The sequence below is a fragment of the Cupriavidus pauculus genome (assembly GCF_002858765.1).
Taxonomy (GTDB): domain Bacteria; phylum Pseudomonadota; class Gammaproteobacteria; order Burkholderiales; family Burkholderiaceae; genus Cupriavidus; species Cupriavidus pauculus_B.
The window spans coordinates 253,556-272,844 of sequence record NZ_PJRP01000004.1 but is presented as its reverse complement, the minus strand read 5'-3'; the positions used below and the strand labels follow the sequence as shown (position 1 = coordinate 272,844).

The 19,289-nt window shown below is 61.7% G+C and carries 17 protein-coding genes and 1 pseudogene; 5 read left to right on the top strand and 13 right to left on the bottom strand.

Annotated elements, in window-relative coordinates; translation table 11 throughout:
- Window positions 1–15 precede the first annotated feature (15 nt).
- The 3 genes from CYJ10_RS12320 to CYJ10_RS12310 all read right to left on the bottom strand — a co-directional run bounded on the left by CYJ10_RS12320 (window position 16) and on the right by CYJ10_RS12310 (window position 3,010).
- Entirely contained in the window at window positions 16–1,377 is a 1,362-nt protein-coding gene (locus tag CYJ10_RS12320; protein ID WP_101681775.1) for an MFS transporter, read from the bottom strand.
- 62 nt (window positions 1,378–1,439) lie between these two features.
- Entirely contained in the window at window positions 1,440–2,147 is a 708-nt protein-coding gene (locus CYJ10_RS12315) for a class II aldolase/adducin family protein (RefSeq protein WP_101681774.1), read from the bottom strand.
- The gene (locus tag CYJ10_RS12310) at window positions 2,144–3,010 is read right to left on the bottom strand and encodes a VOC family protein (protein ID WP_101681773.1); all 867 of its coding nucleotides are present in this window, start codon (window positions 3,008–3,010) and stop codon (window positions 2,144–2,146) included. Before CYJ10_RS12310 ends, CYJ10_RS12315 begins: the two co-directional genes overlap by 4 nt.
- 215 nt (window positions 3,011–3,225) lie before the next feature.
- Here CYJ10_RS12310 and CYJ10_RS12305 point away from each other — a divergent pair, with 215 nt between their 5' ends.
- Window positions 3,226–4,131 carry a LysR family transcriptional regulator gene (locus CYJ10_RS12305; RefSeq protein WP_101681772.1) on the top strand — a complete coding sequence of 302 codons (906 nt, stop codon included), beginning with the start codon at window positions 3,226–3,228 and terminating at the stop codon, window positions 4,129–4,131.
- Window positions 4,132–4,245: 114 nt separating this feature from the next.
- On the opposite strand, the gene CYJ10_RS12300 is transcribed toward CYJ10_RS12305, so the two are convergent.
- Window positions 4,246–4,443, bottom strand: coding sequence for a hypothetical protein (locus tag CYJ10_RS12300; RefSeq protein WP_257993273.1), 198 nt, complete (start codon window positions 4,441–4,443; stop codon window positions 4,246–4,248).
- Window positions 4,444–4,477: 34 nt separating this feature from the next.
- On the opposite strand from CYJ10_RS12300, the pseudogene CYJ10_RS12295 reads away from it, so the two are divergent.
- Window positions 4,478–5,339 (top strand): annotated as a pseudogene (locus CYJ10_RS12295) (IS91 family transposase); the annotation flags it as partial.
- Between the two features lie 358 nt (window positions 5,340–5,697).
- Here the strand turns inward: CYJ10_RS12295 and CYJ10_RS12290 are convergent.
- From CYJ10_RS12290 to CYJ10_RS12275, 4 genes are all read right to left on the bottom strand, one after another.
- Window positions 5,698–6,846 (bottom strand): FAD-dependent monooxygenase, encoded by a 1,149-nt coding sequence (locus tag CYJ10_RS12290; protein ID WP_257993272.1) that lies wholly within the window; start codon window positions 6,844–6,846, stop codon window positions 5,698–5,700.
- Window positions 6,847–6,967: 121 nt separating this feature from the next.
- Complete coding sequence (locus tag CYJ10_RS12285; protein ID WP_101681771.1) at window positions 6,968–7,573, bottom strand: isochorismatase family protein; 606 nt, start codon at window positions 7,571–7,573, stop codon at window positions 6,968–6,970.
- 52 nt (window positions 7,574–7,625) lie between these two features.
- Entirely contained in the window at window positions 7,626–8,450 is an 825-nt protein-coding gene (locus tag CYJ10_RS12280) for a pirin family protein (protein ID WP_101681770.1), read from the bottom strand.
- 10 nt (window positions 8,451–8,460) lie between these two features.
- Complete coding sequence (locus tag CYJ10_RS12275; RefSeq protein WP_101681769.1) at window positions 8,461–9,528, bottom strand: alkene reductase; 1,068 nt, start codon at window positions 9,526–9,528, stop codon at window positions 8,461–8,463.
- A gap of 167 nt (window positions 9,529–9,695) precedes the next feature.
- On the opposite strand from CYJ10_RS12275, the gene CYJ10_RS12270 reads away from it, so the two are divergent.
- Together CYJ10_RS12270 and CYJ10_RS12265 are read left to right on the top strand one after the other, a co-directional pair.
- Window positions 9,696–10,574, top strand: coding sequence for a LysR family transcriptional regulator (locus CYJ10_RS12270; protein WP_101681768.1), 879 nt, complete (start codon window positions 9,696–9,698; stop codon window positions 10,572–10,574).
- Between the two features lie 409 nt (window positions 10,575–10,983).
- On the top strand, window positions 10,984–12,657 hold the full coding sequence (locus CYJ10_RS12265; RefSeq protein ID WP_101681767.1) for a site-specific integrase: 1,674 nt from the start codon (window positions 10,984–10,986) through the stop codon (window positions 12,655–12,657).
- Window positions 12,658–12,780: 123 nt separating this feature from the next.
- Here CYJ10_RS12265 and CYJ10_RS12260 read toward each other — a convergent pair whose 3' ends face one another.
- From CYJ10_RS12260 to CYJ10_RS12240, 5 genes are all read right to left on the bottom strand, one after another.
- Complete coding sequence (locus CYJ10_RS12260; protein WP_101681766.1) at window positions 12,781–13,422, bottom strand: hypothetical protein; 642 nt, start codon at window positions 13,420–13,422, stop codon at window positions 12,781–12,783.
- A 228-nt stretch (window positions 13,423–13,650) separates the two neighbouring features.
- A complete protein-coding gene (locus CYJ10_RS12255) occupies window positions 13,651–14,457 on the bottom strand; it encodes a fatty acid hydroxylase (protein ID WP_101681765.1) in 807 nt (268 codons plus the stop codon).
- A gap of 151 nt (window positions 14,458–14,608) precedes the next feature.
- Window positions 14,609–15,985: an MFS transporter gene (locus CYJ10_RS12250; RefSeq protein WP_101681764.1), complete on the bottom strand. Its 1,377-nt coding sequence runs from the start codon at window positions 15,983–15,985 to the stop codon at window positions 14,609–14,611.
- Between the two features lie 161 nt (window positions 15,986–16,146).
- A complete protein-coding gene (locus CYJ10_RS12245; protein WP_101681763.1) occupies window positions 16,147–17,418 on the bottom strand; it encodes an iron-containing alcohol dehydrogenase in 1,272 nt (423 codons plus the stop codon).
- The gene (locus tag CYJ10_RS12240) at window positions 17,415–18,170 is read right to left on the bottom strand and encodes an alpha/beta fold hydrolase (protein WP_101681762.1); all 756 of its coding nucleotides are present in this window, start codon (window positions 18,168–18,170) and stop codon (window positions 17,415–17,417) included. The genes CYJ10_RS12245 and CYJ10_RS12240 overlap by 4 nt, the downstream gene beginning before the upstream one ends.
- A 136-nt stretch (window positions 18,171–18,306) precedes the next feature.
- Between CYJ10_RS12240 and CYJ10_RS12235 the strand changes: the two genes are divergently transcribed.
- Window positions 18,307–19,020, top strand: a complete 714-nt coding sequence (locus CYJ10_RS12235; protein WP_101681761.1) for a GntR family transcriptional regulator — start codon at window positions 18,307–18,309, stop codon at window positions 19,018–19,020.
- Window positions 19,021–19,289: the final 269 nt, after the last annotated feature.

Here is a 19,289-nt window from a genome sequence, read left to right as displayed (position 1 = left end):
TTGGATCCGCACCGTCTAGGGCGCGTCGGACCCGAGCAGCACCGCAGCTGCGGTGGTCTGTCGTTTTTGCGCAGCGGACAAGCAAGCCAAGGCAATCGCCCCAAGCACGGGAGGAAGCGCGATTAGCTGGAATAGCATCCGGGTATCTGCGAACAGCGTCATCAACATGCCACCACTGATGGCACCGACGATGGACCCGATGCGCCCCATGGCCAGTGCCCAGCTGACACCGGTGGCGCGTATTGACGTTGAGTACAACGTTGCGGCCAGCGCGTTCATGCCGGTCTGCCCACCGACCACACCGAAACCGGCACCGAACACTGCGACTGCCAACCGGCTTGGCGAGTCAATCGTCAATCCAATCGCACCCAGGGCGAGGCTGGAGCCCACATACGATGCCGCCAGTACGTAATATGGGTTGAGCCTGTCCATCAAGCGCGCCAGGACCAGCGCGCCAATGGTGCCGCCAAGCGGCGCCATGGCCGCAATCCGCGCCGCGGTGCTGATAGGATGGCCGGCCTCCCGCATGATGGTGGGCAGCCAGCTGGAAAGGAGATAGAACACGAATAGCGAGCAGAAGTAGGCGACCCAGAGCAAGACCGTACGCCGCAGCAACCCGGCTGCAAGCAACTGGCTGACGGACGCCTTTGCCACCGCTCCATCATGGGAGGCGACGATGGTGTGATCGCGCCAGCGAGTGTCGCCACAGATTTTTTCCACGAATCGATGCAACTGCCGCTGGTGTTCCGACCGTGCCGCCAGATAGCGCACCGACTCCGGCAAGGCAACCGCGAGGAACGGCAGCAACACCAGAGGCATCACGCCGCCCAGCACCAGTACACTACGCCACCCGTAGGCCACGATAAGCTGCGCCGCAAGCTCACCGCCAAGGGCAAAGCCCCCCGTGAAGCCGCAAAAACTGAGGGTGACGAGGAACATCCGGTGCCGCCTGGGCGCGTATTCGGATGTCAACGCGATTGACGTCGGCATGGCACCACCCAATCCCAGCCCCGTCAGGAAACGGAGGGCGACCAGCATCTCCAGCGAGGTCGATGCGGCTGATACCACGGTGCCAAGACCGAAGATCGCCACGGAGAGCAGCATCACTCGCTTGCGGCCGATCCTGTCCGCCAGTGGCCCGATTAACAAGGCGCCTACCAGCAGGCCGAAGAGGCCAGCACTGAACGCCGGTGCCATGGCCGAAACGGCCAGGCCCCATTCCTGCCGTAGGGCCGGCGCGATGTATCCAATTGCGGCAGTGTCGAATCCATCCATCGCGACGATCAACCCGCATAGGGCCAGCACGACGACCTGGAATCGAGACAAATGGCTCTGGTCCACTATGTCTTCGATATCGACTACCTTGTCTTCCTTCATGTCTCACCCCTCGGGCAGCTCGTGCTGCCTCATCTGTAAATCGGAAGCGTTCGCCTGGAACGCTAAGGCGATCCGATCGCCGTTCCCTCCGAATCACCGGCTGTCAGGTATTCCCACATCCGTTCGAAGATCCGACCAACGCGTGTCGCTCGCAATTCGGCGTCCTCCTGCGAGATGACCGCGGCGTGGTCGCTCAGACCGGCACCTCGCAGCGCGAGATCCATGCGCGCCGCGTCCTCCAGGTACCACGTCAGTACCACCGCATCCTCCAGTGAAGCGCCGGCGATCACGGCGCCATTTCCCCGCATCACCACCGCGCTGGCCGTACCCAGTGTTTCGACCACCGCTGCCGCCTGCTCAGGCGTGCGGACCAGTTGCGGGTCGTCCCACAGTGGCACCCCGGCAGAGAAGTACGTGCCAATGCCGTGCAGGCAACGCGGTGTCAGGCGCGCTGCCGACAACGCCATCACTGCCGGTGGCATGCTGCGCACGACGCCGCCAATGTGCGGATGCTGTCGGTAGATCTCCTGGTGAATGCGGACTTCGCCCAGCACGCCTTCAGGAAGCGCGCCATTGACGTTCACCACGGTGCCGATGTCGCTTTCACCGATCAGCCCCATCGGTTTGGCCGCACACACCAGAAATTCGCTCGGGCTGAGGCGGACACTGCAATGTCCATAGGCGTGGGCGAGATGAGCGCGGCCGATCGCCCGCGCCGCTACCCGCAAGAGGCGTTGTTGCGCATCCCAGAGAGTGGAGGTCGTGCTCATGAGCGGAACTCGGCAATGTCCGGCGTGGCGCCCCACATGCAGAAGGATGACGAGGTACCGGTGGGAAAATGACGAGGGCGGTAGGTCTTCTCATCTTCCTCCGTGATGGTCCTGACGCCAGTCGAGTACTCGTAGATCATGTCGTCCGGACCTTCGAAATAGAGGAACACGGCGCCTGAGGTGGGATGCCGTCCCGGACCGAAGAGGATGCGGACGCCGCGTTCGCGCAACAGGTAGTAAGACCGCATCAGGTCGTCGACACTCTCCACCTGGTGGTTGATATGCTGAACGCCGGCGAATGTGGAAGGGAACAGCGCGATCTTGTGGTGGATTTCGTCGATTCGCAGCAACGGCGCTTCGCCGATCCAGTCACTTACCTTTGCATTGCAAAGCCCCGTCCAGAACGTTTCGTCGCGCGCCGGATTGGTCGAGCGCAAGCCGATGTGGCTGAAGCCGCTGATGCCGGCATCGCGCGATGGAAAATAGCGGCGACCGCTGTGATCGGGTGCGACAACGAGATCGATACTGTTGCCAGACGGATCACGAAAGTTGATGAAGGCACCGACCCGTCGTAACTCGCACTGCTCTTTCGAGCCGGTGACGACACGCACGTCGTTGCGATCGAGCAAGTCCGCGGCCGCGGTAAGCTCGGCGGCAGACGCCACCTCGAAGGCGGAAGTGTGGTCTTTGGGATCGCCCTCGAAATAGCACAGCGTGTGGTCGCGGCTGTCCGAGCGGAAGTAGAGGGCGCCCTTCTCGCGATGCGCGACCTCCAGGCCCAGCATCTGCGTAGCGTACTGCTCGCAACCCTGCAGGTCGCGCGTCCCAAGACGCACATAACGGATATCGGAAAGGTGAATCATCGGGTCTCCTGTTGATCGCCGCCGGCAGACCACGAGGCAGGAGGAGTCAGGTACGCGCTTCCGGTCACAGTGAACCGGTCTGGCTACATTTGTCTCCTGCCCCGCAGGCATCGATGCTGCGCATCCTGCCGGCTGGTTTTTGAAAAATGTAGCGGCGCCGATCCCATAAACAAAGCAAATTGTTATAATTCAGATTATTTGATTTTCAGATATACATGCGACTCGATCTGAATTTGCTGCGGGTTTTGCTGGCGATCTACGACACCGGCAGCGTGACTGCAGCGGCCAAGCGCTTGAAGATGAGCCAGCCGGCGGCCAGCGCCGCTCTCGCCCGGTTGCGGGAGTCATTGGGAGATGCCCTGTTTATCCGGCAGGTCGATGGCATGTCGCCCACGCCTCGCGCGCAACGCCTTGCGGGCAAGGCAAGGGAAGTCCTGGACGCCATCGATCACGACATCCTACGAGCACCGGAATTTGACCCACTGGTATGCAGCGATGAATTCGTCTTTTCCCTGAGCGCGATCGGAGAGATCGTGTTTCTGCCAAAGCTGGTGCAACACATCCGTGCTACAGCCCCGTCGGCGCGCATTCGTGGCGTCAGCCTCGCTCCCGCACAGTTGGAGGAAGCTTTGCGAGCCGGTGAGGTCGATCTGGCGCTGGGCTATTTCCCGGATCTACGCAAGGCCGAATTCTTCCAGCGGCGCCTGTTCTCGCATGACCTTGTCTGTCTGGTGCGCACGGGGCACCGAATCAAAGGACTGCGCATGACCTTGGCGCAGTTCCAGGCTGCAGAACATGCTTTCGTCAAGGATGGAAGTCGTAGCCAGGAGATGTTTGAAGAGGTTCTCGCCAAGCAGGGCATCCAGCGCAATATCGTGTTGCATACTGCGCACTATATGAGCATCCCCACCATCATTGCCGAGTCCGACCTGGTGGTTGTGCTTCCGCGCACGGTAGCCAATGTGTTTGCCGACTCCAAAAGGGTGCGCATTGTGACGCCTCCAGTTGAAATTCCGCATTACGATCTGAAGGTGTACTGGCATCGGCGCTTTGCCAAAGACCCCAAATCGAAATGGCTGCGCTCCGTGGTCACAGAAGTTTTTGCCACTGATACCGACTGAGCAATTGGTCGTTTCCTAGACTTGTCGAGGAAGGCAAATGCAAGCAGGCATCCTTCGCTGAGGACCCATGCGCTCAATGGTTGATTGACAACGCGCGGGAATACTGGCGCCCAGTCAAACTGTTGTTGCGTAAAGAGGGTAGTCGCTGCTGATTCGTCTCGAATGCCTGACCAGCGCGCGGACGAAAGGCAGTCTCGCTGCTTCGTAGGGTGCCAAAGGAGCGGAGAACGGTTCGTTCACGCGCCGATCGGCAAGTAGTCGCGAGAGGACTGCCGCATCCTCTACGCCGCTCGCAAAGCCACTTCCTGTCATGGGTGAGACGACATGGGTAGCGTCACCTACAATTGCCTGCCGCAACCGGCATTGCCACAAGTGTCAGGCCAGCGCTGCGCATCGCTGGCTCGAAGCGCGCAGTGAGGACCTGCTCCCCGTGAAGTACTACCACGTCGTCTTCACACTGTCCGCGCCCATCAGCGCCATCGCCTGTACAACAAGGCCGTGATCTATGGCCTCTTGTTCGATGTCGCCGCCGACACCCTGCGCACCATTGCCGCCGACCCGAAGCACCTCGGGCGCAAATTGGCGCGACCCTGGTGCTGCACACCTGGGGATCGGCACTCACGCATCATCCGCACGTGCACGGCATCGTCCCCGGGTTGCGGTTCTTCGGCGACTACGCTGCGCTCGCCGATCCGACCGCCTTTGCACCGTGGATCGCGCCACTTCGCACCTCCGAATGGGTCGTGTATGCCAAGCGGCCGTTCGCCGCACCCGAGGCGGTGCTGGCTTATCTATCGCGCTCTACCCATTGCGTGGCGATCTCCAACCAGCGCCTGCTGCCGATGGACGAGCGGGGCGTGACCTTCCGCTGGAAGGATTACCGTGCCCGGGGCCGCACCCGCTACAAGACCATGACCTTGGACGTCGGTGAGTTCATGCGACGCTTCCTGCTGCACGTGCTACCCGGTGTTTTTCACCGCATCCGGCACTACGGTCTGTTTGCCAACCCGGTGCGTCGCGCAAACCTGGCCAGAGCGCGCGAGCTATTGAGCGTCGTACCCAATGTCGTCCCTTCACCGGACGACACCGATCGCGCTGCCCCGACGCCCTTGCGCTGCCGACACTGTGGCGCACCCATGCTGATCATCGAGGTGATCCCGCGCAGTGCCTGCATCCGCGGGCCGCCACCACTGCGAGCCTCAAGATGAGATCACCCATCGGACGCGTCCAATGCAACCGGCGGCTCTTCGGAGAGCGGAGCCGCAAGCGGACAGTCGCGCTCGCAATCTCGGGAAGCTCTATTGCACACGCGCAGCGTCCTCGTAGTCTTGAGATGTCGACACCTTCCGCGATCCCAGGGACCGCTTTACGCCACACTTATATCCAACCTCCCCGGCCCGTGCTGATTCAGCAGACGCTTGAATCGCCATAGCACGGCGACGTTGCACGTGTGGCCTTCTGACCCGCAAGACCCGTAGAAACTTATGAGGTGAAACCATGGTCGAGATCTTCCCGCGTAGCACCGGGTAGTTGCGATGGCGGCGATGATGGCGTCCGCACCTGCCATCAGTAACGATCAGGATCGGCAGCATAGCGAAGATACTCCGCGCTTATCTGCCGGGACTGCCTTACCAGTGCGCGCACATACGGAAGTCTCGCCGCGTTGTAACGCGCCAGAGCCATAGAGATTGGCTCGTTGACATTCCGGTCCGCAAGCATATTTGAAAGGACGGCTGCGTCTTCGACACCGGTCGCAAAGCCCCGCCCGGTCATCGGTGAAACGACATGCGCGGCATCGCCGATGATTGCCAACGGCCCGGACGCAAGCCGCGTCGGCTCATATTCGGCAATCGGCGCGCCGCTGAGTGCATCTGTCGACTGGATCCCTACAGCTACGGCCTCTGCCCAGGTCGCGGGCCAAATCCTTGGTACAAGTCCGAAGAGCTCTTCCCGGACCTTTGCATCAATCGCTCCGCGTCCGAGTGTCCCAACCAAGCACCCGTCCGGAGTCAAGCGAGCGGTGCGGCGAAGTAACTCCTCTCGGTGCGTGTCGAACCATGCAAAGGTAACTTGCCGCTCGCCGATTTCGAGAGAACCATTGCGACCCGGAAGCACAGCGGCGACGAGCCGGTATCCCTCCACGAAATCAATCCATAGGCCTCGGGTGACGGGCAATGGAATAGGGGTTTTGAGCGCCCTCTCTTCAACCAGTCCTCGCCAGACGACGTAGCCTGCGAAACGTGCAAGCGGTGCCTCGGGTGCAACGGCTCGGCGGACGATGCTGTGGTATCCGTCGGCGCCGATTACCGCATCGGCAATCATTTCTGCCCCGTCGGAATAGTGGACCTGCACGCGGTTACCCTGGTCGGTAATCGACGCGACCGCCCGTCCCTCGTCAACGAATACTCCAGGCGTTTCGGCGGTACGATCTCGCAGCCACGAATGCAACGCTGGCCATGTCGTCAGGTGGCGATCACGATAGGCGTGAACGACGGGCAATATAGGTTGCAAGCGCGGATCATGACCGACTGCCGCTGCCATCGCTGAAAGATCAACGCTCAGACTGTCGCCACCTTGTCGGCGGCGGGCAGATCGCTCGACAACATGAACCTGCACACCCCTGGATGCACAGGCCAAGGCAAGCGTGAGACCAGCGAGAGAGCCACCAACGATGAGGATTCGCGCGTCAGGTGCATTCATGGCCTTGGCCTTCATGAGACTTGGTTGTTGGCCGGATGGGCAGGCAGAGAACTCATGTAGGGGAAGAGTTCATCGACCGATGAACGAGCCCGCTTGGATGCGGGACTCGTTCCGCGGAAGAGTACTGGTTTCAGCGTCAGGAGATGCTGGCGCCGAGCGCGGGAAATACGTCGCTGAATAACAACCCGATCAACTGTTGGCCGGCAGGCGTAGACCAGTCCTGAGCGATTTCAGCCATGAGCGTGTTGGTTGCCGTGAGAACGACGCCTGCGTCATGCATCCGCTGCCGCGAGAACTCTTCGGAAAGATCGCTGGGGGAGCCCGAGGCGTCCATTACGGCCTGAACGTTAAAGCCCTCAAGTGCAGCGTCGATCGAAGGGAAAATCAGGCAGACATCGGTGGTCACACCCGCCATGATCAGGTTCTTGCGCCCCGTGGCGAGCACGGCATCACGGAAGTCCGGGTAGGCCCACGCATTTACCACGCCAGGGCGCTTGATTCGGGCCGCGTGCGCTTGCGGCAGAATCTCGGCGATCTCCGGAAGAATCGGACCTTGGGCACGATCTTCCTGGCTCGACGTAATGACAACGGGCAGGTTTAGAATCTTCGCCATCTTGGCCAGTGCGATGGACTGCTTGGCCGCAAGCCCACGATCGATGTTCTTGATCAGTTGCATCGTGCCAACCTGATGGTCGATGAGCAGCAATGCACTATTTTCGGCAGTGAATCGTTCAGCTTTCATGATGACTCCTTCGTGGTAAGTGGGGCATCCGCCCCGGAAGTTTGGGAAGCGCTCACAGGCTTCCCATATCGCCACGGTGATACGCAGCGGTTGCAGCGGACAGACTTTCCTGGCTCGCGAATGCCATGGGACCGTTTGAAAGAATGGGTTGATGCAACGGGCGGCCGATGAATACGGCGACCTTGGCACCTCCAGCCTTTCCGACGAGCCTGAATGTGGTCGCTTCGCTCGCGACAGGGAGAATGGGGACCCCGAGGTTGTCGAGTCCGAAAGTCTCTCCATCGAGTTCCGCGCTACCGAAGATCGGCATGACGAAGGCCTGGTGCCCTGCGGGCAACGGCAGATCCAAGGCGGCGCCGGCATCGAGCGAGATGTCGAGCAACGTGACGTCGGTCGGCGGCATCAGGGGTGATTGCATGCCCGCGAAGTTGCCCAGCGGAATGCGCATCCGTACGCCAGGCCGCTGTACCACCGGCACATCCCGCGCCGACAACGTCAGTGCGAACGGCTCGGCTTCCTGTCGTTCTTGCGGGAGATTTACGAAAATCTGCAGGAGATGGGTTGTACTGCCCAACACGGCAGGATTCTCCTCATGGACCACCCCACGCCCGGCTGCCGTCCAATGCAAGCCGCCCGGCTCGATGAGCACACTGTTGCCCAGCGAGTCGCGATTGGCAATTCCCGTCTCTGAATCGAGGAACAGATAGGTGACCGCGGAGAAGCCGGCATGAGGGTGCGGCGGAAACGTCGGTGCGCTCATCCACGCATGGTCGACCCCCATGAAGGGATCAAGCAGGGCCGGATCGGCGCCATGCAGGCGGTAGGCCCGGAAATGGCTTCCGCGGTTGGCGCGCTGCATGCGGGCGGTGGTGGTCATGAGTGGCTCCTCAGGCTGCTTCAGCAGCCAGCGTGGGATAGTCGATATATCCCTTGGCAGTGGGCGGTGCAAAGAACGTATCGCGGTCGGGTGCGTTGAGCGCGGCTCCCTGGCGGAAGCGTTCCGGCAGGTCCGGATTCGCAAGGAACGCGCTGCCGAAGACCGTGGCATCGGCTTTGTCTTCGTTCAGCACCGTTTCGGCGCTGTCCTGCGTCAAGCCGCTACCGATCAGGTAGGCGCCGTCGAACAGCGGGCGCAGCAATGCGTGATAGTCGACCTTCGTTCCGAACAGGGCGACATGCAGATAGGCCAGGCCCTTTCCGCGAAGCTTGCTGACGAGATAGCTGTAGGTTTCCTGCGGTGCGGCATCCGTGATGCTGTTGTAGTTCATCTCAGGAGAGAGCTTGATGCCGACACGGTCGGCGCCGGCTTCGGCGATCATTGCGTCCAGCACCTCGAGCACGAAGCGAGCACGGGCCTCGACAGAACCCCCGTATTGATCGTCGCGCTGATTGCTGCCCGACGACAAGAATTGCTCGGGGAGATAGCCCGACGCACCGTGCAGTTCGACACCGTCAAAGCCTGCAGCGATTGCACGGCGAGTGGCTTGACGATACTGATCCACGATGCCGGCGATTTCACCGAGGCCCAACGCGCGTGGCGTGACGAAGTCGACCTGGCCGACAGGGGTCCACGCCTTGCCTTCGGGCTTGATTGCCGATGGGGCGACTGGCGTAGCACCATCCAGCAACGACGGGTGCGAAACCCGGCCGCAGTGCATGAGTTGCATGAAGATGCGACCACCGCGAGCGTGAACCGCTTCGGTCACTTTCTTCCACGCTGCGACCTGAGTGTCGGTCTCAATACCGGGCGTATGCACGTAGCCCTTGCCCATTGCAGATGGGAACACGCCTTCTGAGATGATGAGGCCAGCGCTGGCTCGCTGTGCGTAATACGTCACTGTCATTTCGCTCGGGACACCGTCTTCCCCAGCGCGGGACCGAGTCATCGGGGCCATCACGAGGCGGTTTGGCGCGACATAGCGACCGATGCGGACGGGGGTAAGAAGCTTGCTCATAGGTAATTCCTTGAACGTGTAAGTAGGTGCGCAAACGCAGGTTTCTGAACCGCTTGTTTGCCGGCCCGCCTCAAGGCGCTGAGGCGATGTACCTATTCTGGATTGCTTCCCTGAGGAGATAAAGGTGGTAAATTGGAGATAATTGATCCATAAATGGCGCAATTAGAATGGAACTGCTGAATGACATGGCGTTGTTCGTAGAGGTCGCCCAAGTACGGAGCTTTCGGGGTGCGGCCGAGGTGACTGGCATACCCAACTCGACCATATCGAGGCGGATCAACGCACTGGAGAAGGCGATCGGGCTGCGGCTTTTGCACCGGACCACGCGAAGAGTGGAGCTGACCGAGGCCGGTCAGCTCTACTACGACCGGTGCAAGCGGATCGTCGACGAAGCGAAGATCGCCCATGAACAACTGGGCGAGATGCTTGCCCAGCCGAGCGGCACATTGCGGGCATCGCTTCCAGTCGACTTTGCGACGATCTACATGGCACCCTTGATCGCCGAGTTTGCGAGCCGCTATCCGGGCATTACCTTTGACTTCGACCTGACCCCCCGACGGGTGGACCTGGTCAGCGAGCCATTCGACGTGGCGATTCGCATGGGCGAGCCGACAGAATCCAATCTAATTGCTCGGCTGTTGGCTCGACTTTCCGTGCAGGTATATGCTTCACCGCGCTACCTAGAGCTTTCTGGCGAGCCGTCTCATCCTGCGGACCTGGCTCGTCACGAGTGCATCGGCTTTCCCAAAGCAGGGAAGTGGGCGCTCCAGCGTGGTGAAGAGCGGATCGAGGTAGAAGTCGGCGGAAGATTCCAGGTGAATAGCGTGGGAATGTTCCGGCGATTGGCGACACTGGATCTGGGTGTGGCCTTGCTGCCGGTGGAGATGGCCGAAGACGATCTGGTTGCAGGGCGCCTGCGGAGAATTCTCCCCGAATGGCAGACGAGGTCGACGCCAGTCTATGCGCTGACCGAAACACGATTGCTCCCGGCAAAAACCCAGCGCTTTATTGAATTCCTACGAGAACGACTCGGTAAGGAGAGCTAATGGCGGGAGGGTCGTGTCCTCCCGGCGAGCCCCTGAAAGCGCGGGCTGTTGCATGCGCCAAACGAACCATCTGACTTGGCCCCGGCTGCGCGGTTCAGCGTCCGTTGTTGTTCGACTAGGAGCCGGTGACATTGAACGGGTAAGGCACCGCTTCGGGGCGGGAACGGCCTTCGGCTCGACCTGATCCTTTGGCTGGACGCGGAAATGCTCGATCGCGTACTCGGCCGCGGCAAGGATTGCGTGGAGGATTCGGAGTCCGATGGCAGCCGATTCTAGCCCATGCCCACTGCCCCGGTCGGCGCATATCCTGCGTTGTGCCTGAGCATCGCAACGATCAAAAACGTATCCGCAGAGATAAGAGTTATTATCTCTGTGCCATCATCGTGGTACAAAACTGCCTTTCCGCAAAATGCCCCGAGCCCTGCCAATCCCTGACGCCTTACCGGACACCGCTGCCCTTGCAGCGCTGCGCGCCTGGTACGAGGGCGCCTCCTCCCGCGAAACCGCCGACCGCTTCCTGCGCGATCGGCTTGGCCATGGCCAGTCGGCGCGCGGCCTCATCGGCGCGATCCGGCGTCAACTCGTTGAGTACGCCCGGCAACGCCAGCGCCCCGACCTGGCGGAGATCTTCGCTTGTGCCGCAGCTGGGCGCATGGGCTACGCCCGGGCTGCCGCCGCGGCCATTGAGCAGTTGCGCATAGCCTCCGCGCCTGCACCGCAGATCAGCGATGCAGTGGATCAGTGGCTACCGGCGCGCGCAGTGCGCGCCCTGCAGGCCGCTGGCATCGCTACGCTCGCCGATCTCACCGTCCGTATCCCGCGCCGGCGCCGATGGTGGACTGCTGTCCCAGGACTTGGGCCCGCCAGCGCCCGCCAGATCGAAGCCTTCTTCGCCGCGCACCCCGCGCTCACCGAGCGTGCCCGCGCCCTGATCGTTTCTGACCGCGCGTCCATCGTGACGCCGTGGGAACGGCTGCAGTTACCACACGAAGTTGATGGTTCGTCCGGCGCCTTCCGCGCGCCGCCATCAACTTGCATTCTTGGCGTGGACAACGACTACGAGGCTATCCAAGCCTGGCTGGGATTACACGAATCCCCGGCCACGCAGCGTGCGTATCGCAAGGAAGCCGAGCGTCTAATCCTGTGGGCCATCGTCGCGCGCGGCAAGGCCTTGTCTTCCTTGACTACCAAGGATGCGACCGACTATCGGGCCTTTCTGCGCAGACCGACGCCGCGCGAGCGCTGGGTCGGACCCCCGCGGCCACGTACGTCGCCGGACTGGCGCCCGTTTGTCGATAACCTCTCGGCCCGCTCGGTCGCCCATGCGCTGGCCGTGCTCAACGCGCTATTCCGCTGGCTGATGGAACAGCACTATGTACTGGCCAACCCTTTTGCGGGCATCAAGGTGCGCGGCAGCCAGCGTGCCATGGCCGTGGAAACCACACACGCTTTCACCGAGGGAGAATGGCTGCTGGTGCGCACCATCGCCAACGGCCTCGAGTGGTCATACCGCTGGCAAGCCGCGGCGGCACAACGGCTTCGCTTTCTGCTGGATTTCGGTTACGCCACGGGACTGCGGGTCAGCGAACTGGCCAATGCCGCCCTGCCTAATCTCGAAGTCGATGCCGCCGGCGATCAGTGGCTGCACTTGGTAGGCAAAGGCGGCAAGCCCGCCAAGGTCACCTTGACGCCTTTGGCCCGCGCGGCGCTGGAACGCTACCTGCTGGAGCGCGGGCTACCTGTCAGCCGCGCCCGCTGGAAACCCGCTACGCCCTTGATCGGCAACTTGGACGGTGGCGAGATGGGCATCACGCCCCTGCGCCTGTGGGAAGTCATGCGCCGATTCTTCAGGCTCGCAGCGGACATCATCGAAGGCGACCATCCAGCATTGGCAGAGAAGCTCCGACGGGCCACGCCACACTGGATGCGGCACACCCACGCGACCCACGCGCTGGCCAAGGGCGTCGAACTGAGCGCAGTGCGCGACAACCTCCGCCACGCCTCAATTTCGACCACGTCCATCTACTTACATACCGATGATGTCAAGCGGGCCCGGCAGTTCGGCGAGGCATTCGCTGCCTGAATCTCACTTAGGGGTGCCGTGAGTACGAGACGCGAGGAGATGGCAGCGCTGGCCTGAAATGCGCCAGATTTTGCACCGGAAGGAACAGCAACCGGGAAATGCACTGTCGCACAAGGCATTGATCTATAAGAGAAATTCAGACCAAACCGCCAGATTTAGCACGAAAAGTACGATTACCCCGGTAAGGACGATTGCGCCGACGCTCTCGTCAAACGTCGGCGAGTCCATGTCGCGGCCGTGGATGAGCACCTTCTTGTTAATGCGCAAGGGAATGTCCAGAAGGTCGGCCAGAGGCGTCAGATCAATCGCCCAATCCACCCGGTTCCCCGCTCGCCTAATGATGTAGCCACTTTTGACCATGTCCTCGCGAAGTACAAAGCCAACGCCGTGGAAGGACCAGCGGCTACTCCCCTCGCACTCCCCTTTTTCGTTGCGCTCCCACGATTGGTAGAGCTCAAGGTATTCCAGGCCGGTCGGGGAATACTCGGTGCTGTAGGGGGTAACCTTGACCTTGGCCGCCTCTTGGAGCAGCTCGAAGGAAAAATCGCGGCGGAACACTTGGGCGACAGAGGCAGTGGACGCGGCGACCCGAAAAACGTCCATCAGCCGCACATCACCTTCAAGGGTGACGGGCTCCATGAGGTAGAGGAGCGCCTTGTCGGAGAGGTCTTCGCGCACGTATGCGCCCTCTTCCTTCTCGTCGTCGTACACCCAGTGAGAGAACTCAAGCTTCCCGCCCGGGGAAAGAACCAAACCATCATGCATCGTGGCACCTTGCTCAAAAAGCGTCGAGGGCCACAAGGACCGCTGTGCATGACGCTTTCGGAGCACAGCATTCCAGATTAATCGAAGTGGATTTTCTTCACAAGCGCCAATCGTTAGCGTGGGGAATCGCTTCTCTTCCTACGGGTGGAAGCCCTCGCCAGCTAGTGCCTGAGCTGCCCGTCCCGGGGAGCCCCGGGGCTCGAGGCTCGAGGCTCCCGGGATCCCGGGCTATAACGCCATCGCGCGTCGTTCATCTTCGTCCAGCACCGGACCATCGAGCGTCACGTTGGAATGGTCGGTTCGGAATTTGTGGATGATCGGCTTCAGTTCTTCCTTGACGTGTGCTTCGCTGTAGCCATTGAAGAGATGTCCGATCAGGCCACGGCGCAGGTCCGACGTGCCCATGAGGTAGTCCGCAATCGGGAAGGTCAGGTTCATGTTGTATTTCATCATGATGCCCATGTTGTGATGGGCGGTATGGTGGCGACGGATCGTATTGATGAACGGCATGTTGCGTACGAACCAGTTGTCGTGCACGTGGCAGCAGTAGTGAAACGTCTCGTAAATCAGGTACTGGGCCACCATCGTCATGAACACGACGTAACCCGCGTTGATATTGAAGAGCTGTGCAGCGACATAGCCCAGCACCCCGCCGCCAATGCCCAGCGTGGCCAGCACGCGCCAGGGAAAGAACACGATCCGGAATTCGCGCGTGGTGTCGATCGTGGCTTCCTGATCAGTGAAGTACTGATGATGCTGGCGCGTGTGCCGCTCATAGATGGCGCGCAACGCGAACACGTCGATACGCCGATGCATGACGAAGCGGTGCATCGCCCATTCCACGAAATTGCCAGCCAGAAAGACGGGCAGTATCAGCGCCCATTCCCACGTCACGTTGTACAGTTGGTGAGTCGCCCAGTACAACGCGGTGATACCCACGCCGTAAATCACCGTGATATGCAGCAGGCCGTTGTACAGGGGACTGATATCGGCCTTGTATTGCTCCCTGAACTTGCGTTGACGTTCAGTCATCATGATGCGTCTCCAACAATCGATGCTTTGCATTCGGATCGCCGCACTAACATATCAGTTGGATATAAATGCGCGGCGGTTCAAAAAAAGCCCCTGTGCCGACAGGGGCGCCTTCTCGTTCCTTCATCGCGGCACGTGGGCCGCGTCCAATCGGCTAACGCGACACCTCTTCGAGCGCCTTGCCGCGTGTTTCCACCCCTAGCAGCAGCACGACGCCAGCGGCCAGCGCAAATGACAGCGCGCCAAGCGTAAACACCCCACCCTGCCCTGTCACCGGCAGCAGCACGCCCACCAGATAGGGGCCCGCCAGCGACCCGATGCGGCCAATCGAGGAGGCAAAGCCCGAACCCGTGGCACGCGACCGCGTGGGATACAGCTCTGGCGTGTAGGCATACAGCACGGACCACATGCCAAACAGGAAGAACTGCATGCACAGCCCTGCGGCAATCAATTGCTCCACGGGCACCTTGTGCACGGCCGCCTGGCCGTAGGCGTACGCCGCTATCGCGCTGCCGACCAGCATCAACGCGCAGGTGGGCTTGCGGCCCCATTTTTCGAGTAGCCAGGCCGAGAACATGAAGCCCGGAATGCCCGCCAGCGAGATGTAGACCGTGTAGAGCACCGATTTGGTCACGGCGTAGCCCGCCTGCTGCAGCAGCGCACCCAGCCAGGTGGTCAGCCCGTAATAGCCCAGTAGCGCAAAGAACCAGACCGACCAGAGCATGATGGTGCGGCGTGCGTAAGGCCCTGCCCACAGTTCCATAAAACGCGCCTTGCGGTTCGATGGCGCGGCGCCCTGATACACGGCCGCCACCGGTGGCAGCGCGCGGCCCCACGCGCGTTCCACGCGTTGCTCGATGCCGGCCATGACCGCGTCGGCTTCGCGCTTGCGGCCGACATCCTCCAGCCAGCGTGGCGACTCGGGCACGATACGGCGCACCACGAACACGAACACCGCGGGCACAGCCAGCGCCATAAAGATGCCGCGCCAGCCAATCACCGGCAGCAGGGTATAGGTCAGCGCGCCCGCCGCAATGAAGCCAATCGGCCAGAAGCCTTCCAGGACCGCGACATACTTGCCACGACTCTTGGCCGGCACGATCTCCGAGACCATCGACAATCCGATCGGAAATTCCATGCCCATGCCGAAACCGAGCAGCACTCGATACAGCATCAGCGTGGTCACGTTGTCAGCCAGCCCGCACATCAGGCTACCCACACCCCAGAAGATCATGCTGACCTGGAACACCGGCTTACGACCAAAACGATCAGCCAGCAGACCCGCCACAGCGGCGCCCAGGAACATGCCCAGGAAACTGGAACTGGCCAGCATGCCGGCCTGTGCGGCCGTCAGGCCGAATTCGGCCTTGATCGATCCCAGGACGAACGTCATCAGCCCAAGGTCCATCGAATCAAAAAACCACGCCGTGGCAATGATGCCGAACAGCGAACGTTGATAGCCGGTCATCGGCAATCGTTCCAGCCGGGCGGCAATACCCGCTTCCAGCTTGAGGGCGCCTGACATATCCATGGTTGTCTCCTGTATCGGTGAACGCGCTCATTCGCGGCGCGTTTTTGGGGAACATCTTGCGTAATATATTAGTTGTACATATCTGATGTTCAAGTAATGGTTTACCGTATGCCGGTCGTGTTTGGGGTGCGGTTTAGGGGTGACGGGGAGATGGGATGGCGCTATGCCGCGCGGCGTGGCGCCTTCAATTTCGCTTCGGCGGTCAGCGTTCCTGCCCAGGCATGGCGCACGATGGCGGCATATCGCGCGGCCACGTCGGGTGCCGGCAACGCCTTGGCCAGTCGGGTCACCGCCAAGGCATCGCGTGTGAGCGCGTCGAGATCGCCTTGGGCAATCCCGCAAGCCTTGAGCGTGGTGGGGATGCCGAGCGCCTGCACCAGATCGCGCATGACGACAGGCAGTTGGGCCGCGGCATCCTCTGGATCGGGCGTGTCGATCCCGAAAAGCCGGGCGATCGTTATCAGTTCATCACGCCGAACATCGCGCAGCGCATCAAGCACGTACGGCAGCATCACGGCATTGGTTGTGCCGTGCGACAGATGGGTGAACCCTGCCACCGCATAGGCGATGCCATGCACGGCGTTCAACCCCGCGCTGCCATAAGACAGCGCCGCATACAGGCTCGCGTAGCTCATACCGCAGCGCGCCACCTCGTCATTGCCATCGCGGTAGCTGCGCATCAGGAACTGGCTGCACAGCCTGACCGACTCCTGCGCGAACAACATGGTGAGTGCGTTGCGTCCGCTATAGCCCGGATCGGGGTCGCCCGCGCGATCAAAGTCCGCGGCGTCGCGCGTCAGGTATGACTCGATCGCGTGGGTCAACGCATCAATACCCGCGTCGGCGGTGACGCGCGGCGGACACGTATAGGTGAACTCGGGATCAATGAGTGCGATGGCTGGCCGTAGCCGGTTGTCCATCACGGCGACCTTCGTTGCGCTTTCCGGGTCCACCAGGATGGCGCCGGGCGTGGCCTCCGAGCCCGTTCCCGCAGTGGTCGGCAGGGCTACCACTGGCAGAATCGGTGTTTGCGCATCGATACGGCCCATGAACGTGCGCACCGGCTTGCCATCGGGCAACGTCAGACACAGCGCCTTGGCCAGATCGATGTTGCTACCGCCACCCAGTGCAATCACCAGATCGAACGGCCGGTCGCCGGCCCACTGGCGCACCGATAGCGTGGCCGCATCGCAACGTGTTGTGGTGGGGTCCGGCATACCGCCGTCATACACCAGCAATTCCACGCCCTGTTCCTGCGCACCGCTGACCAGTTCTTCGACCCACGACGTCGCCTGCGTAAAGAACGTATCGGTCACGATCAGTCCGCGTCGGTAGTTCAGCCGGTTCAGCAGCGCAGGCAATTGCGCCCGGCTACCGGGGCCGACAATCAGCCGCGCGGGCGCGCAAAAGTACACCAGGTCTTCCACTCTCATGCTGTCTCCCGGGGGTAGGTCTTGTTCGACGTGGCATTGCGCTCGCGCCAGTACAAGCGCAGCGCGTCGGCAATCTCGTCGGTCTGCTGCGTGAACACGTTATGTCCGGCGCCATGCAGCACGTGCAGCGCGGCATCCGGGATGCCTTCGGCCAGGGCAGCGCCATGATGTAAAGGGCAATCGTCGTCCGCGCTGCCGTGAATGACCCGTGTGGGACAGGTAACGTGGCGCAGTTCGGCACGCTGATCGGTGTCACGGATCGACATCCATGTCCATGCGACGGTCTGATGGTCGGCCGCCTCGCGCAGACCCAACCGCCGTTCACGCGCAGCTATGGCGTCGCGCAGCGCCGTCTCGGATGACACCGCCGGAAACCAAGCCACTTGATTGAGCTGCGGCGTGCCGGACACCAGCACCAGTTCGGCGGGCATGGGCTGCGACGTCGCGCGGGCTTGCGCCAGATAGGCAAGCGCGACCGACACACCCAGGCTCCACCCTGCCAACACGAACGGGCCTCGCACTTGCGTGCAGATGACCCGGCGCAGTACGTCGGCGTAGGCCTGCAGCGTGCATTCGTGCGGGCCGGCAGGCGTCGGCGCGCTAGCGCGCCCGGGCAAGTTGGGGAGGACAAATGTGCACAGACCGCCCAATTGTTCGGCCAACGGCTGCCACACTGCGCGAGTGCCCTGGATGCCGTGCACTGCGACCACCGTCAATGGGCCCTGCCCCGAGACCAGCACGTCGTCGGCCATCTGCATCTCCGTACACATCTAATATATTACATGGATAGTAGCAGAATTGCCTCAGGGTGCAAGGACGGAATGCGACATGCACAGAAGCTGCCTACAGCTCATATACAATGGGATTCCGTGCACTCAAACCGTGGCCATGCCTGCAAAATCCGCTACCCGACCCCGTCCCGCGGCCGTACAGGAAACCGAAGAGACCGCGGTCCAGCGCGGCAAGTTGACCGACCTCGCCTATGAGCAGATCGAGGAAGCCATCGTTACCCTGAAGCTGGCCCCTGGCAGTTCGATCTCGGAGCTGCAACTGAGCGACATGACGGGTATCGGGCGCACGCCGATCCGTGAGGCGATCCAGCGGCTGGCGCGGGAACATCTGTTGATGGTGCTACCGCAGCGGGGCCTGCTGATTGCACCGATGGATGTCGCGCGGCAGTTGCGGCTGTTGGAAACGCGCCGCGAGGTGGAACGGCTGATCTGCCGAAGCGCAGCGCGCCGGGCCACGCCCGAGCAGCGCGACCATTTCAAACGTCTGGCCAAGGAATTCGAGCAATCGTCGCGCAACGGCGACGACGTAGCGTTCGTCCGGTCGGATCGCGAATTCAACGAGCTATGCCTGGTGGCGGCCCGTAACGAATTCGCGGAAGGCGCGATGCGACTGATGCACGGCCTGTCGCGCCGCTTCTGGTATCTGCACTACAAGGAGGCCGCGGACCTGCCCACCATGTCGAAGCTGCATGCGGCAGTCGCTTCGGCCATTGCGCGCGGTGATATCGACGCTGCCGGCGCCGCATTGGACGCGCTGCTCGACAACATTGAGGAATTCACCCGCGCCACCGTGCTGGGTGACTATCGTTAAGGCACCCGCCTCGGCCCTCTGACGGCTGTAATTCGGCGACGCGCTAGCGCTCGGCATCGACACAGTCAAGCCAAAGCCCCAGGGGCGACCTCCCCTCCCCCGCTGCGCGTGGTATTCGCGTAAGCGCCCGTCTACGCTGACAGCCCGGACCGCAAACGTTCCGCCGGGCGCGTTCTCTCCCTTTCTCTCCCTTTCTCTCCCTTTCTCTCCCTTTCTCTCCCTGATATGCAATCCCGGCGACACGGGGGCTGGTGCCACGGCGGCGCCAG

Bases quoted from the DNA above. Each gene is read 5' to 3' on its own strand.
- CYJ10_RS12320 (WP_101681775.1), bottom strand. From the start codon at position 1,377: ATGAAGGAAGACAAGGTAGTCGATATCGAAGACATAGTGGACCAGAGC.
- CYJ10_RS12315 (WP_101681774.1), bottom strand. From the start codon at position 2,147: ATGAGCACGACCTCCACTCTCTGGGATGCGCAACAACGCCTCTTGCGG.
- CYJ10_RS12310 (WP_101681773.1), bottom strand. From the start codon at position 3,010: ATGATTCACCTTTCCGATATCCGTTATGTGCGTCTTGGGACGCGCGAC.
- CYJ10_RS12305 (WP_101681772.1), top strand. From the start codon at position 3,226: ATGCGACTCGATCTGAATTTGCTGCGGGTTTTGCTGGCGATCTACGAC.
- CYJ10_RS12300 (WP_257993273.1), bottom strand. From the start codon at position 4,443: ATGACAGGAAGTGGCTTTGCGAGCGGCGTAGAGGATGCGGCAGTCCTC.
- CYJ10_RS12290 (WP_257993272.1), bottom strand. From the start codon at position 6,846: ATGAAGGCCAAGGCCATGAATGCACCTGACGCGCGAATCCTCATCGTT.
- CYJ10_RS12285 (WP_101681771.1), bottom strand. From the start codon at position 7,573: ATGAAAGCTGAACGATTCACTGCCGAAAATAGTGCATTGCTGCTCATC.
- CYJ10_RS12280 (WP_101681770.1), bottom strand. From the start codon at position 8,450: ATGACCACCACCGCCCGCATGCAGCGCGCCAACCGCGGAAGCCATTTC.
- CYJ10_RS12275 (WP_101681769.1), bottom strand. From the start codon at position 9,528: ATGAGCAAGCTTCTTACCCCCGTCCGCATCGGTCGCTATGTCGCGCCA.
- CYJ10_RS12270 (WP_101681768.1), top strand. From the start codon at position 9,696: ATGGAACTGCTGAATGACATGGCGTTGTTCGTAGAGGTCGCCCAAGTA.
- CYJ10_RS12265 (WP_101681767.1), top strand. From the start codon at position 10,984: ATGCCCCGAGCCCTGCCAATCCCTGACGCCTTACCGGACACCGCTGCC.
- CYJ10_RS12260 (WP_101681766.1), bottom strand. From the start codon at position 13,422: ATGCATGATGGTTTGGTTCTTTCCCCGGGCGGGAAGCTTGAGTTCTCT.
- CYJ10_RS12255 (WP_101681765.1), bottom strand. From the start codon at position 14,457: ATGATGACTGAACGTCAACGCAAGTTCAGGGAGCAATACAAGGCCGAT.
- CYJ10_RS12250 (WP_101681764.1), bottom strand. From the start codon at position 15,985: ATGGATATGTCAGGCGCCCTCAAGCTGGAAGCGGGTATTGCCGCCCGG.
- CYJ10_RS12245 (WP_101681763.1), bottom strand. From the start codon at position 17,418: ATGAGAGTGGAAGACCTGGTGTACTTTTGCGCGCCCGCGCGGCTGATT.
- CYJ10_RS12240 (WP_101681762.1), bottom strand. From the start codon at position 18,170: ATGGCCGACGACGTGCTGGTCTCGGGGCAGGGCCCATTGACGGTGGTC.
- CYJ10_RS12235 (WP_101681761.1), top strand. From the start codon at position 18,307: ATGCCTGCAAAATCCGCTACCCGACCCCGTCCCGCGGCCGTACAGGAA.